General features: G+C 68.9%; 10 protein-coding genes. 6 read left to right on the forward strand and 4 right to left on the reverse strand.

Annotated features, from left to right (window positions below; genetic code table 11):
• The first annotated feature begins 7 nt into the window (after window positions 1-7).
• Entirely contained in the window at window positions 8-1,231 is a 1,224-nt protein-coding gene (locus tag G6N23_RS14335; RefSeq protein ID WP_085261255.1) for a cytochrome P450, read from the forward strand.
• Window positions 1,231-1,833, forward strand: a complete 603-nt coding sequence (locus tag G6N23_RS14340; protein WP_085261254.1) for a TetR/AcrR family transcriptional regulator — start codon at window positions 1,231-1,233, stop codon at window positions 1,831-1,833. The genes G6N23_RS14335 and G6N23_RS14340 overlap by 1 nt, the downstream gene beginning before the upstream one ends.
• Here the strand turns inward: G6N23_RS14340 and G6N23_RS14345 are convergent.
• Both G6N23_RS14345 and G6N23_RS14350 read right to left on the reverse strand, forming a co-directional pair.
• On the reverse strand, window positions 1,817-2,953 hold the full coding sequence (locus tag G6N23_RS14345; protein WP_085261253.1) for an acyltransferase family protein: 1,137 nt from the start codon (window positions 2,951-2,953) through the stop codon (window positions 1,817-1,819). The genes G6N23_RS14340 and G6N23_RS14345 overlap by 17 nt on opposite strands.
• A complete protein-coding gene (locus G6N23_RS14350) occupies window positions 2,950-4,674 on the reverse strand; it encodes a DEAD/DEAH box helicase (protein WP_085261252.1) in 1,725 nt (574 codons plus the stop codon). The genes G6N23_RS14345 and G6N23_RS14350 overlap by 4 nt, the downstream gene beginning before the upstream one ends.
• A 169-nt stretch (window positions 4,675-4,843) precedes the next feature.
• Here G6N23_RS14350 and G6N23_RS14355 point away from each other — a divergent pair, with 169 nt between their 5' ends.
• Window positions 4,844-5,413 carry an LppP/LprE family lipoprotein gene (locus G6N23_RS14355; RefSeq protein WP_085261251.1) on the forward strand — a complete coding sequence of 190 codons (570 nt, stop codon included), beginning with the start codon at window positions 4,844-4,846 and terminating at the stop codon, window positions 5,411-5,413.
• 13 nt (window positions 5,414-5,426) lie between these two features.
• Here the strand turns inward: G6N23_RS14355 and G6N23_RS14360 are convergent, their stop codons facing one another.
• Window positions 5,427-7,451 carry an MFS transporter gene (locus G6N23_RS14360; RefSeq protein ID WP_407938340.1) on the reverse strand — a complete coding sequence of 675 codons (2,025 nt, stop codon included), beginning with the start codon at window positions 7,449-7,451 and terminating at the stop codon, window positions 5,427-5,429.
• A gap of 200 nt (window positions 7,452-7,651) precedes the next feature.
• On the opposite strand from G6N23_RS14360, the gene G6N23_RS14365 reads away from it, so the two are divergent.
• The 3 genes from G6N23_RS14365 (at window position 7,652) to G6N23_RS14375 (ending at window position 13,249) form a co-directional block, all read left to right on the forward strand.
• Entirely contained in the window at window positions 7,652-8,443 is a 792-nt protein-coding gene (locus G6N23_RS14365) for a hypothetical protein (RefSeq protein WP_085261250.1), read from the forward strand.
• Between the two features lie 125 nt (window positions 8,444-8,568).
• Entirely contained in the window at window positions 8,569-12,261 is a 3,693-nt protein-coding gene (locus tag G6N23_RS14370; protein ID WP_095173772.1) for a multifunctional oxoglutarate decarboxylase/oxoglutarate dehydrogenase thiamine pyrophosphate-binding subunit/dihydrolipoyllysine-residue succinyltransferase subunit, read from the forward strand.
• 163 nt (window positions 12,262-12,424) lie between these two features.
• Window positions 12,425-13,249, forward strand: a complete 825-nt coding sequence (locus G6N23_RS14375) for an SDR family NAD(P)-dependent oxidoreductase (protein ID WP_085261237.1) — start codon at window positions 12,425-12,427, stop codon at window positions 13,247-13,249.
• Between the two features lie 5 nt (window positions 13,250-13,254).
• On the opposite strand, the gene G6N23_RS14380 is transcribed toward G6N23_RS14375, so the two are convergent.
• Complete coding sequence (locus tag G6N23_RS14380; protein WP_372508893.1) at window positions 13,255-14,088, reverse strand: glycine betaine ABC transporter substrate-binding protein; 834 nt, start codon at window positions 14,086-14,088, stop codon at window positions 13,255-13,257.
• Window positions 14,089-14,094: the final 6 nt, after the last annotated feature.

Here is a 14,094-nt window from a genome sequence, read left to right on the forward strand (position 1 = left end):
ATGAGACATGACGACTGCTGTGTCTCATCCGAAGTTCGAGCTGTGCAACGCCGACACCTGGCCCAACCCCTGGCCGATGTACTCCGCGCTGCGCGATCACGACCCGGTCCATCACGTGGTCCCGGCGAACGCCCCCGGCCAGGACTACTACGTGCTGTCCCGGCATGCCGACATCTGGGCGGCCGCCGCCGACCACGAGACCTTCTCCTCGGCGCAGGGACTGACCGTCAACTACGGCGAGCTGGAGATGATCGGCCTGGCCGACAACCCGCCGATGGTGATGCAGGATCCGCCGGTGCACACCGAGTTCCGCAAGCTCGTGGCCCGCGGCTTCATGCCGCGGCAGGTGGAGTTGCTGGAGCCGAAGGTGCGCGAGTTCGTGGTGCAATGCCTCGAGCGGCTGGAGGCCGAGGGCGGCACCGGGGATATCGTCGTCGACCTGTTCAAGCCGCTGCCGTCGATGGTCGTCGCACACTACCTGGGGGTGCCCGAGCAGGACCGGGCCCAGTTCGACGGCTGGACCGACGCGATCGTCGCGGCCACCGTCAGCCAAGACGGCGTCGCCTCGGCCGGTGACGCGATCGGGCAGATGATGGGCTACTTCACCGAGCTCATCGAACGCCGTCGCACCGAACCCGGCGACGACACAGTCTCGCACCTGGTAGCCGCCGGGGTGGGTGACGACGGCGACATCAAAGGGCTGCTGTCGGTGCTGGCATTCACTTTCACCATGGTCACCGGCGGCAACGACACCACAACCGGAATGCTGGGCGGCTCAGTGCAATTGCTGCAACGGTCCCCCGACCAGCGTCAGTTGCTGGTGGACAAGCCGGAGTTGATCCGCGACGCCGTCGAGGAGCTGCTGCGGTTGACCTCGCCGGTGCAGGGGCTGGCCCGCACCACCACCCGCGACGTGACCATCGGCGACACCACCATTCCGGCGGGCCGCAAGGTATTGCTGCTCTACGGTTCGGCCAACCGCGACGAACGACACTTCGGGCCCGACGCCGCAGAACTGAACGTGTTGCGCAAGCCGCACCAGATCCTCACCTTCAGCTACGGCGCGCATCACTGCATCGGCAACCAGGCCGCACGCATGCAGGCGCGGGTGGCGCTGGAGGAACTGCTTGCCCGCTGCCCGAACTACACGGTCGACGAGGCCGGGATCCGCTGGGCCGGCGGCGGTTACGTGCGCCGGCCGCTGTCGGTGCCCTTCACCATCGGGTCATGATGGCCGGGCGGGCCTGGCTGTCGGATCAGCGCGGCGAGCTGGCGGCCGAGAAGATCCTCGACGCGGCCGAGAAGCTGTTCGCCCAGCATGACCCCGGCTCGGTCGGCATGCATGAAATCGCCCGCACCGCGGGGTGTTCGCGCGCCACGCTGTACCGCTACTTCGACAGCCGCGACGCGCTCTACACCGCCTACGTACACCGCTGGGCCAACACGCTCTATCACGAGTTGACCCAGCGGCTGGCCGGTGTCGACGATCCGGCCCAGCGGCTGGTCACCGGGATCACCGAGTCGCTGGCGCTGGTGCGGAGCAACCCGGCACTGGCGTCGTGGTTCGCCGAGACCGGGCCGCCGATCGGTGCGGCGATGGCCGAGCGCTCCGAGCTCATCACCGCGATGGTCACCACGTTCCTGTCGGCGCTGGAGACCGGCGACACCGAGGCGGTACAGCAGCGCGCCCGCTGGGTGGTGCGGGTGATGACGTCACTGCTGAGCTTTCCGGGCCACGACGCCGACGACGAGCGGGCGATGCTGATGCAGTTCGTGGTCCCGGTCGTCACACCGTCCGGCGTCCGCTCACCCGGTATCACCGGACCCGGGTGAACCGGTGCAGCAGCCAGGACACCGGGATGGTGACCACCATGGTGACGACGAACAGGTTGAGCATCGAACCGGTGTAGACCGGTGCGCGCAGTACCTCCACCATCACCACCTCCATCAGCACCAGGTGGACCAGGAAGATCTCGTAGGAGATCTCCCCCAGCCACACCATCGGCCTGCTGGCCAGCAGTCGCGCGTACCAGCCCTCGTTGCCCAGCGCCAGCGGCGCCACCGCCAGTGCGGCGATGACGGCATAGAAGCCCGCCTTGACCAGTGCCTCGGAGAGTTTGGCCGGTGAGGTGGTGGGTTCCCCGGCGATCGGCGTGGACGCGATGACATAACAGATCAGCGCCAGCGGAACGGCCACGAAGCCGTAGCAGCGCACCCCCATCGCCTGCAGCACCGCCAGGACCATTCCCCCGACGAACCAGACCAGGTAGGTCGGCAGCCACAGCCGGGCGCCGTCGGGCAGAAAGTCGCCTGCGTGCACCAGAATCAGCCAGGCCGGGGTGATCGCCGCCACCGCCGCCAACCCGGCCAGCAGGCGCACCGGTCGCCACTGTCGCCGGCACAGCCAGACCAGCGTGAGATAGGCCAGCCCCGGCAGCACCACGTAGAAGGCGACCTCCACCGCGAGGCTCCACATCTGGGTGAGGCCCTGGTGCAGATAGCCGAACATGTAGTTGTCGGTGTAGATCTGGGTCAGGGTCAGGTTGCGCAGCAACCCGATCCAGTTGTGGCCGGGGTTCGGGCCGGCGGTGCGGAAGTGGTAGATCAGGTAGGCCAGCGCCACGGTGACGACGTAGGCGGGCATGATGCGCCGCACCCGGTGCCAGGCGTAGCGGCGCACCGAGGGCGCCGGGCGGCGAAAAGCGGTGGCGCGCACCCAGGGCCGGAACAACAGAAAACCGGAGAGCACGAAGAAGATCGGTACCCCGATCTCCATCCGGGAACCCAGCAGACCGGCGTAGCCGTGGGTGTACTTGCCGGTGGTGTAGGCCGCGTGGGTGCCGACGACCAGGATCGCGGCCACCGCGCGCACACCGGTCAGCGAGGCGACCCGATCGACGTGGGCGACCTGCTCCAGCCCGCCCTGGGCGACCTCCTCGGACGGCAGCGTCATCCCATCCGTTTCCGGTGCGTCCCCCCGTCGCCGTGGCGGTCGGGCCTGCCGGACGGGCGCTCGCGGCGCAGATTGATCAACTGGCCCTGGATGCGGGTGTGTTCCAGCGCCTTGAGCGTTTTGCCCGACAGCTTGGCGGGCAGTTCCACCAGCGAGTGGTCCACCCTGATGCTGATGTTGCCGAAGTCGCTGCGGTGCAGGCCGCCCTCGTTGGCCAGTGCCCCGACGATCGCGCCCGGGGCGACCTTGTGCCGCTTGCCGACCGCGATCCGGTAGGTGGCGAATCCCTCTTTCGGAGCGCCCTTGCGGCCATCCTTGCGATCGGGCCGGTCGAACTTCTCCCGCGAACGACGTTCGGCCGCAGGCGGTTCGGGTTCCATCAGGAACGCCTCGCCGTCGCGGGCCTGCAACGCCAGGGCGGCGGCGATGTCGGCCATCGGAACGTTGTGTTCGCGGCTGTACTCCTCGACCAGGCTGCGGAACACATCGGTGCCGGGTGCGCTGACGGTGGCGGTGATCGAGTCGGCGAACTTCGCCACCCGCTGGGCGTTGACGTCCTCGACCGTGGGCAACGCCGACTCGGTGAGCTTCTGGCGGGTCGCCCTCTCGATCGCCTTGAGCAGGTGGCGTTCCCGGGGGCTGACGAACAGCAGCGCGGCCCCCGACCGCCCGGCCCGCCCGGTGCGGCCGATGCGGTGCACGTAAGCCTCGGTGTCGTGCGGGATGTCGTAGTTGACCACGTGTGAGATGCGCTCGACATCCAGGCCGCGGGCCGCGACATCGGTGGCCACCAGGATGTCGACGTTGCCGTTCTTCAGCGCGGCGATGGTCCGCTCGCGCTGCACCTGGGCGATGTCGCCGTTGATCGCCGACGCGGAAAACCCTCGGGAGCGCAGCTTTTCGGCGACCTCCTCGGTGGCCTGCTTGGTGCGGACGAACACGATCATCGCCTCGAAGGACTCGACTTCGAGCACCCGGGTCAGGGCATCCATCTTGCGGGGACCGGCGACCTCGATGTAACGCTGGGAGATGTTCTCCGCCGTGGTGGTTTTCGCCTCGACGGTGACTTCGACCGGGTCATGCAGGTAGCGGGTGGTGATCCGGCGAATCGCCGACGGCATCGTCGCCGAGAACAGCGCCACCTGCTTGTATTCCGGGGTGTCGGCCAGAATGCGCTCGACATCCTCGGCGAAACCCATGGCCAGCATCTCGTCGGCCTCGTCGAGCACCAGATAGTCCAGGTGCGACAGGTCCAGGCTGCCGCGTTCCAGATGGTCGATGACCCGGCCCGGGGTGCCGACCACCACCTGGGCGCCGCGTTTGAGCCCGGACAGCTGCACCGTGTAGGACGCGCCACCGTAGATCGGCAGAACGTTGACCCGCGGCAGATGCGCGCCGTAACGCCCGAACGCCTCGGCGACCTGTAGGGCCAGCTCCCGGGTGGGTGCGAGCACCAGCGCCTGGGTGGCCTTGCTGGCGGTGTCGATGCGGGACAGGATCGGAATGGCGAACGCCGCGGTCTTGCCGGTACCGGTCTGGGCCAAGCCGACCACGTCGGAGCCGGCCAGCAACGCCGGGATGGTGGCGGCCTGAATCGCCGAGGGCGTCTCGTAGCCGACGTCGGCGACGGCCTGCAGCACCGAAGGGTGGATCTGCAGGTCAGCAAAGGTCGCGGCGGGTGGGTGGGAATCGGACCCGGGAGGGGTATCAGGGGAGCTCATGGCGTCTAGCAGTCTACGGGCAACCAGGCCTACCTATTGCCGCAGTGGATCGTGACGATTGAGGCCCGAATCCGGGCGAGGAGCGCCCCCGAAGCAGGAACCATCCTCGAGACAACCGGCATGGGTGGTCGGCCGCGCCTCCCGGAGTTGTCGCCGGTGCGACGGTACGGTGCCCGGTGTGTTCGCCGCCGCTAGACCGTTGGCCGTGGTCGGCGCGCTGTCCGTGGCGCTGCTGGCCGGTTGCAGTTCGGGCGATTCCACCGTCGCCAAGACACCGCAGAACACCATTCCTCCCGCCGCAACCGGCGGTGCTCCCACCACGACCGCGTCGCCGACGGGCACCAGCCCGGGGCCCGCTGACCCGTGCGCGGTCAACCTGGCCGCCCCGGCGATCGCCAAGGCCGTCTCGGAGCTGCCCCCAGACCCGCGCAGCGGCCAGCCGTGGAGCCCGGAACCGGTCGCCGGCAATTACAGCGAGTGTTCCGACCTGTCGGCGGTGATCGTCAAGGCCAACACCAACGCCGAACGCCCCGGCACCCGCGCGGTGCTGTTCCATCGCGGAGTGTTCGTTCCCCAATCCGTGCGCGACACCTACGGGTTCAGCGGGATCGACCTCGCCCACTGCACCGCGGACACGGTGGCTCTGAAGAACGCCAGCGGCATCGCCGGGTTGAGCGGCCTGGTCAAGTTCCGTTGGAACGGCACCGGGGTGGAGATCATCGGCACCACCACCCGCTAGCCGCGACCCGGCACTAATTGTCGCGGTGGGGGCGCCGCCCGAGGGGATCGGTGTCGTCGGGGTCCTCCCGGTAGTGCCGGTTGCGGCGCGCCGGGCCCTTACCGGTGATGCCGAACTTGGCCAGCACGTCGGGCACCGGCTTCCCGTCGGCGATCGGACGGAAGTGATGACCGGCATCGACGTGAAAGCCGTTGCGGCTCACCGGTCGCAGCTCCCGTTCCGGCTCCCCGGCCGTCACCGGCGGCAATTCGACGGTCAGCGGCTCGGTGACGGGATCGTCACGCCGGACCAGCCGGCGAGGCTGAGGGCGGGCTTCCGGCTCGCTCGGGGCGACGATCGGGATCAGCTCGGTAGGCTCGTCGTCGTCGACTTGGCGGGGCGCGCGCAGCGCTCCGAAGTGGCGGGGCAGGCTGACGCGTTCCAGCACAAGCGCACCAGCGACCCGGCCCCCGTCGTCGAGTTCGTCGAGGTCGTTGAAATCGTCCGGGTCGTCGGGGCGGTCGATCAGCCGCGGTGCCCGGCGGGCCGGAGGGATGACGATGCCGACCATGAACAGCGCGGCGGCCACGCCGAACAGGGCGACGAAGGCGGGCAGCAGCGTCGCCTCCGACATCGCCGCGGCGAACGGCTCGTGCAGGAACTCGGGCAGCTGTCGCGCCCCGGGGTGCGAGCCACCCGGCAGCGGTGGCAGGTTGGCGGAGATCCGCGACGTCATGAACGCGGCCATCCCGGCGCTGCCCAGCACGGCTCCGATCTGGCGGGTCGCGTTGTAGACCCCCGAGCCGGCGCCGGCCAGGTGCGGCGGGAGGTTACGGGTGGCGGTTGCCGCCAGCGGCGACCAGATGAACGCCATCCCGACGCCGACCCCCGCGAACGGCAGCAGGAGTCGCCAAACCGCGGTGGTGGGCGTCATCTCGATCGACAGCCAGGTCAACGCGATCGCCAGCACCGCGAAGCCGAACCCGACCACCGAGCGGGGGTGGGCCCGGTCGACGATCCTGCCGACCAACGGGGCGAGCACGCCGGTCGCGATCGCCATCGGCGCGGTCAGCAACGCCGACCGGGTCGGTGACATCCCGCACACCGCCTGTGCGTAGAACATCACCGGCAGCACCATCGCGGTGGCCGCGCAGCCGATCACGGCCACCCCGACGTTGGCCAGGCCGAAGTCGAGGTCACGGAAGATGTGCAGGGGGACCAACGGCTCGCCGGCGGTGACCGCCTGCCAGTAGACGAAGAGCGCCAGGCAGCCGACGCCCCCGACGATCACCGCCCAGATCCACGGCGCCCACCCCTGCGACTCGCCTTCCTGCAGGGCGAACACGACGAGGAACATCCCGATCCCCGACAGCGCCACCCCGAGCAGGTCGAACCGATGCCGGTGGACGGGCAGCTCGGGGATCAGCAGGAACGCCAGGACCAGGCCGAGGACACCGATCGGAACGTTGACGAAGAAGATCCACTCCCAGCCGAGCCGGTCCACCAGCACCCCACCGGCCAGCGGTCCGACCAGCGTCGCGACACCGGCAGTCGCACCCCACACGCTCATCGCCACGCCGCGCCGGTCGGCGGGGAACGTCCGGGTGATCACCGACAGGGTCTGCGGCGTCAGCAGCGCGGCGCCGACGCCCTGCACCGCGCGCGCGACGATCAGCATCGCGATGCCGCCGGCCAGACCGCACCACAGCGAGGCGCCGGTGAACACCGCCAGCCCGATCAGGTAGAGATTCTTCGGGCCGAACCGGTCGCCGAGCCGTCCGGCGACCAGCAGCGGCACCGCGTAGCCCAGCAGGTAGGCACTGGTCACCCAGATCACCGTGTCGTAGCCGACGTCGAGCGCCGCCATGATGCTGGGATTGGCGACGGCCACGATCGTGGAATCCACCAGGATCACGAAGAAACCGAGCATCATCGCCCACAGCGCGTTCCACGGATTGGTCGAATCCACCGGACCGGCCGACCGCCCGGCCGCGAGGCGCTCAGGGCCGGCGCGTCTCGCGTCGTCGCCGGTTCGAGTCCGGCTGCTCGCGGTGCTCACAAGCGCCGACCCTCCCCTCGCTGCGCTCTGCGGTTCCGGGTGTGAAGCCACTTGGTGCGACGCTACGGACAGATTTTGTCTTGAACAACTTCGCAGCGCCGACGCGGTGATTCGCTGCCGGACGGCTGCTGCGCCGTTGAAGCGGGTAAACCCCCGTCGGGGCGTTAGCCTGAACAACAGCGACCGGAACGGAGGCAACCATGGGCATCTTTCGACGGCGGCGGCCGGCGCAGGAACTGTTGCCGGCTCCCGGCGGTGAGAAGCCGAGCATGGTGGCCCGGGCGCTGTCCCGGGTCATCGAGCGCAGTGAGCGGGTGCAGGGCCCGGCCGTGCGCGCCTACGTGGAGCGCCTGCGCCACAGCGAGCCCGGCACCAGCCCCGCGCAGGTGGTGACGAAGCTGGAGAAGCGGTACCTGGCGGCGGCGACGGCCAGCGGTGCCGCGGTGGGCGCCACCGCCGCGGTGCCGGCGATCGGCACGCTGCTCGCGCTGTCGGCGATCGCCGGGGAGACCGCCGTCTTCCTGGAGGCAACCGCGTTCTTCGTGCTCTCCGTTGCCGAGGTGCACGGTATTCCGGTCGACAACCGGGAACGACGCCGCGCCCTGGTGCTGGCGGTACTGGTCGGTGACAAGGGCAAGGGTGCGATGGCCGAGTTGCTCGGCGCGGGCCGCACCAGCGGCGCGTGGCTCACCGAGGGCACCGCCGCGGTGCCGCTGCCGGCGGTGTCGGAGCTGAACTCGCGGTTGCTGCGGTACTTCGTCAAGCGTTTCACCCTGCGGCGCGGGGCCCTGGCGTTCGGCAAGTTGTTGCCGGTGGGCCTGGGCGCGGTGATCGGGGCCCTGGGCAACCGCATGATGGGCAAGAAGATCGTCGGCAACGCCCGCAAGGCGTTCGGCCCGGCCGCCGACCGCTGGCCGGTCACCTTGCATCTACTCCCGGCGCTGCATGACAACCCTGACTCTCCGGCCAGCCCCGCGCAACCCTCGGCCTGATCAGGGCCGTAGGACATTCGGCGGCGAGCCTGGCGGAATAACCGGGAGGGGATAGCCTTTATGAGGCAGGCGGGCGCGGCGCACATGCCTCGCCGGACGACCAGGAATCGAGGCGAGAAGCAGTCGTGAGCGGTGTGAGTTCACCCTTCGGTCAGAACGAATGGCTAGTCGAGGAGATGTACCGCAAGTTCCGCGACGATCCGTCGTCGGTGGATCCGAGCTGGCACGACTTCCTGGTCGACTACAAGCCCGGCGGTTCAGCGAGCCTCGACGGAGGCTCGCCTTCGCCCACGCCCGCACCCCCGCCGGCTGCACCAACACCCCCTGCCCCGCCCACCCCAGCCCCAGCAGCCCAGGCGCAGCCCGCCCCGGCGAAGGCTGCACCCGCCACGGCGGCCAAGCCCGCCCAGTCCGCGGGCCCGGCTCCGGCCGCCGACTCCGAGGTGCAGGTGTTGCGCGGGGCGGCCGCAGCGGTAGTCAAGAACATGTCCAGCTCGCTGGCGGTGCCGACGGCAACCAGCGTGCGCGCCGTGCCGGCCAAGCTGATGATCGACAACCGCGTCGTCATCAACAATCAGCTCAAGCGGACCCGTGGCGGCAAGATCTCGTTCACCCACCTGCTGGGCTACGCGATCGTGCAGGCGGTCAAGCAGTTCCCCAACATGAACCGCCACTTCGCCGAGGTCGACGGCAAGCCCAGCTCGGTCACCCCGGCTCACACCAACCTGGGGCTGGCCATCGACCTGCAGGGCGCCGGCGGCAAGCGCTCGCTCGTGGTGGCTGCCATCAAGGGCGCCGAATCCCTGCGCTTCGCGCAGTTCGTCGCCGCCTACGAAGACATCGTGCGCCGTGCCCGGGACGGCAAGCTGACCGCCGAGGACTTCGCCGGCGTGACGATCTCGCTGACCAACCCCGGAACCATCGGCACCGTGCATTCGGTGCCCCGGCTGATGGCCGGCCAGGGCGCGATCATCGGCGTCGGGGCCATGGAGTACCCCGCCGAATTCCAGGGGGCGAGCGAGCAGCGCATCGCCGAACTCGGTGTGGGCAAGCTGATCACCTTGACCTCGACGTATGACCACCGCATCATCCAGGGCGCCGAATCGGGCGACTTCCTGCGGACCGTGCACGAGATGCTGCTCTCCGACGCCTTCTGGGACGAGATCTTCTTCGAACTGTCCATCCCCTATGAGCCCATCCGGTGGCGCACCGACAACCCGGACACGATCGTCGACAAGAACGCCCGCGTCGTCGAGCTGATCGCCGCCTACCGCAACCGCGGCCACCTGATGGCCGACATCGACCCGCTGCGGCTGGACAACACCCGCTTCCGCAGCCACCCCGACCTGGACGTGCTGACCCACGGCCTGACGCTGTGGGACCTGGATCGGGAATTCAAGGTCGAGGGTCTGCCCGGCGGCGATTTCCGCCGGCTGCGCGAGATCCTCTCGGTGCTGCGCGACGCCTATTGCCGTCACGTCGGCGTGGAGTACACCCACATCCTCGAGCCCGAACAGCAGCAGTGGCTGCAGGAGCGCATCGAGGTCAAGCACATCAAACCGACTGTGGCGCAGCAGAAATACATTCTGAGCAAGCTCAACGCCGCTGAGGCGTTCGAGAGCTTCCTGCAGACCAAGTACGTCGGGCAGAAGCGCTTCTCGCTGGAGGGCGCCGAGACCGTCATCCCGATGATGGATGCGGCAATCGACCAGTGCGCCGAACACGGGCTCGACGAGGTCGTCATCGGTATGCCGCACCGCGGCCGGCTCAACGTGCTGGCCAACATCGTCGGCAAGCCCTACTCGCAGATCTTCACCGAATTCGAGGGCAACCTCAACCCGGCTGAGGCGCACGGATCCGGCGACGTCAAATATCACCTCGGCGCCACCGGGGTGTACCTGCAGATGTTCGGCGACAACGACATTCAGGTGTCGCTGACCGCCAACCCGTCGCACCTGGAGGCCGTCGACCCGGTGCTGGAAGGACTGGTCCGGGCCCGTCAGGACCTGCTGGACAAGGGCACCGCCGACGCCGGCTTCTCGGTGGTGCCGATGATGCTGCACGGTGACGCCGCGTTCGCCGGCCAGGGCGTGGTGGCCGAGACGCTGAATATGGCGCTGCTGCCCGGCTACCGGGTCGGCGGCACCATCCACATCATCGTCAACAACCAGATCGGGTTCACCACCGCGCCGGACCACTCCCGGTCCAGCGAATACTGCACCGATGTCGCCAAGATGATCGGCGCACCGATCTTCCACGTCAACGGCGACGACCCGGAGGCCTGCGACTGGGTGGCCCGGTTGGCGGTGGACTTCCGGCAGAAGTTCCACAAGGACGTCGTCATCGACATGCTGTGCTACCGCCGCCGGGGGCACAACGAGGGCGACGACCCCTCGATGACCAACCCCTACATGTACGACGTGATCGGCACCAAGCGCGGGGTCCGCAAGAGCTACACCGAAGACCTCATCGGCCGCGGCGACATCTCGATGAAGGAGGCCGAGGACGCGCTGCGCGACTACCACGGTCAGCTGGAGCGGGTGTTCAACGAGATCCGCGAACTGGAGAAGCACGCCGCGCTGCCCAGCGAGTCGGTGGAGTCCGAACAGCAGGTGCCCCGCGGGCTGAACACCGCGGTGGACAAGGCGATGCTGTCGCGCATCGGTGACGCGTTCATGGCGATCCCCGACGGCTTCACCGTGCACCCCCGGGTGCTTCCGGTGTTGGAGCGCCGCCGGGAGATGGCCTACGAGGGCAAGGTCGACTGGGCCTTCGCCGAACTGCTGGCGCTGGGTTCGCTGGTGGCCGAGGGCAAACTGGTCCGGCTGTCCGGGCAGGACACCCGCCGCGGCACCTTCTCCCAGCGGCACTCGGTGATCTTCGACCACACCAACGGCGCGGAGTTCAGCCCGTTGCAGCTGCTGGCCACCACCCCCGACGGCGCCCCCAGCGGGGGCAAGTTCCTGGTCTACGACTCGCCGTTGTCGGAGTTCGCCGCGGTCGGCTTCGAGTACGGCTACACCGTCGGCAACCCCGAGGCCCTGGTGCTGTGGGAGGCGCAGTTCGGCGACTTCGTCAACGGGGCACAGTCGATCATCGACGAGTTCATCAGCTCCGGTGAGGCCAAGTGGGGCCAACTGTCCAACGTGGTGCTGCTGCTGCCGCACGGCCATGAGGGTCAGGGCCCCGACCACACCTCCGGGCGCATCGAGCGTTTCCTGCAGTTGTGGGCCGAGGGTTCGATGACCATCGCGATACCCTCGACCCCGTCGAACTACTTCCACCTGCTGCGTCGGCACGCCCTCGACGGGATCCAGCGGCCGCTGATCGTGTTCACCCCGAAGTCGATGCTGCGCAACAAGGCGGTGATCAGCGACATCAAGGACTTCACCGACGTCAAGTTCCGGTCGGTGCTCGAAGAGCCCACCTACGGCGACGGCGAGGGCGACCGCGGCAACGTCACCCGGATCCTGCTGACCAGCGGAAAGCTCTACTACGAGCTGGCCGCCCGCAAGGCCAAGGACGGACGCGACGACGTGGCGATCGTGCGGGTCGAGCAGCTGGCCCCGCTGCCCAAGCGAAGGCTGGGCGCGACGCTGGACCGCTACCCGAATGCGAAGCAGTTCTTCTGGGTGCAGGAGGAGCCGGCCAACCAGGGGGCGTGGCCACGGTTCGGTCTGGAGCTGCCGGAATTGTTGCCCGACAAGCTGACCGGGATCAAGCGCATCTCGCGGCGGGCGATGTCGGCGCCGTCGTCGGGTTCGTCGAAGGTGCACGCCGTCGAGCAGCAGGAGATCATCGACGAGGCGTTCGGCTGAGCGCCCCCTCCCCCGCCCTTTCCGCGAGCGTGCGTGTCTGTACGGCGACACGCCGGTTACGACGTACAACTGTGCACGCTCGCGGGGCGGTGCACCCGGCCCCTGAAGGCAGTACCGGCGGTACCGGATAGGCTCGAGTGGTAACCGAGCGCGGGGAGAGCACATGCAGGGATTTGCCGGGAAAGTCACCGTCGTCACCGGTGCCGGTTCGGGTATCGGCCAGGCGCTGGCCGTCGAGCTGGCCCGCGCGGGCGCGCAGCTGGCCATCAGCGACGTCGACACCGAGGGTCTGGCCCAGACCGAGCGACGTGTGACCGCGCTGGGCGTGCGGGTCAAGGCCGACCGCCTCGACGTCACCGAGCGGGAGGCGTTCCTGGCCTACGCCGATGAGGTCAAGGACCACTTCGGCAAGGTCAACCAGATCTACAACAACGCCGGTATCGCCTACAGCGGCAATATCGAGGTCAGCCAGTTCAAGGACATCGAGCGGGTGATGGACGTCGACTTCTGGGGCGTGGTCAACGGCACGAAGGCCTTCCTGCCGCACCTGATCGCCTCCGGCGACGGCCACGTCATCAACATCTCGAGCTTGTTCGGGCTGCTGTCGACTCCGGGCCAGGGCGCCTACAACGCGGCGAAATTCGCCGTCCGCGGCTTCACCGAGGCACTGCGTCAGGAGATGGCCATCTCCGGTCACCCGGTCAAGGTCACCACCGTGCACCCGGGTGGCATCAAGACCGCGATCGCCCGCAACGCCACCGTCGCCGAGGGGCTGGACGCCGCCGCGTTGGCCGAGTTCTTCGACCGGAAGTTGGCCGCCACCACCGCCGAAGAAGCCGCCCGAGTGATCCTCGAAGGGGTCAGCAAGAACCGGGCTCGCGTGCTCATCGGCAAGGACGCCAAGGTCCTCGACCTGCTCGTGCGCGTCTTGGGCTCGGGATACCAGCGGCTGTTCGCCTTCGTCATCCCCAGGCTCGGGCCCCGGTGACCGCGCTATCTCCCGAGCGGATGTTCGTCTAAGAAGGCGTCCACGACCACCTGCGGGTCGGCGCCGCCCTCGACTTGGCGGCGCATGTCGATCAGGGCCTCGGTGTCCAGCACCCCGGCCACCTGGTTGATCGCCAGCAGTTGGGCTTCGCTCAGCTCATTCCGGCGATACAGCGGCACCACATTCTCGGCGCGCACCAGTGCCGGGCGGGTATCGGTGAGCAACACGGCACCATCGGGCACGTCGGGATCGGCGGTGCTGGTCCACGCCGCTGTGATCTGACGGCTGTGCAGTGCCGCGAACATCGCTGCCTCATCGGGGAATTCGCGCGGTTTCGGCAGGACGCACCGGCCGATTGCCGTGGGGGCGTGCCCACCGGCGACACCGCCCACGGCCAGCCCGGCGCAGTGGCGGACCAGCGCGCGCAGGTCGGTGCCGCCCCACGCGGTCGCCGTCGCCTTCGTGACGGCCAGCGTGGGCTTGTCCTCGGCGCTCATGGCGTAGTCACCGACCGCGAGGCCCTCCGGCAGCGCGCCGGCCAACGCCCAATAGACACTCCGGTCGGAGCGGGCCGCAGAATCGCGGGCGAACATCGCCAGGAAGCGGCCGGTGAAACCGGGAACGACGGTGAACTCCCCGGCGTCGAGTCCGGCGACCGGGTCGGCCAGGGGTGCGATACGCACCGCGGTGCCGGCGCCACGCAGGGCACTCGCGTACAGGTGGGCGAGAACCTGCGACTGCGGGTCCGGCGATGTCCCCACACTCAGCGGCGACGGCCCCTGGTGGGCAGCGCAACCGGCGATCAGCACGGCCGCCCATCCAAGCGCCAGGCGGCGCAGGTGATG

The sequence above is a fragment of the Mycolicibacter terrae genome (genome assembly GCF_010727125.1).
GTDB lineage: Bacteria > Actinomycetota > Actinomycetes > Mycobacteriales > Mycobacteriaceae > Mycobacterium > Mycobacterium terrae.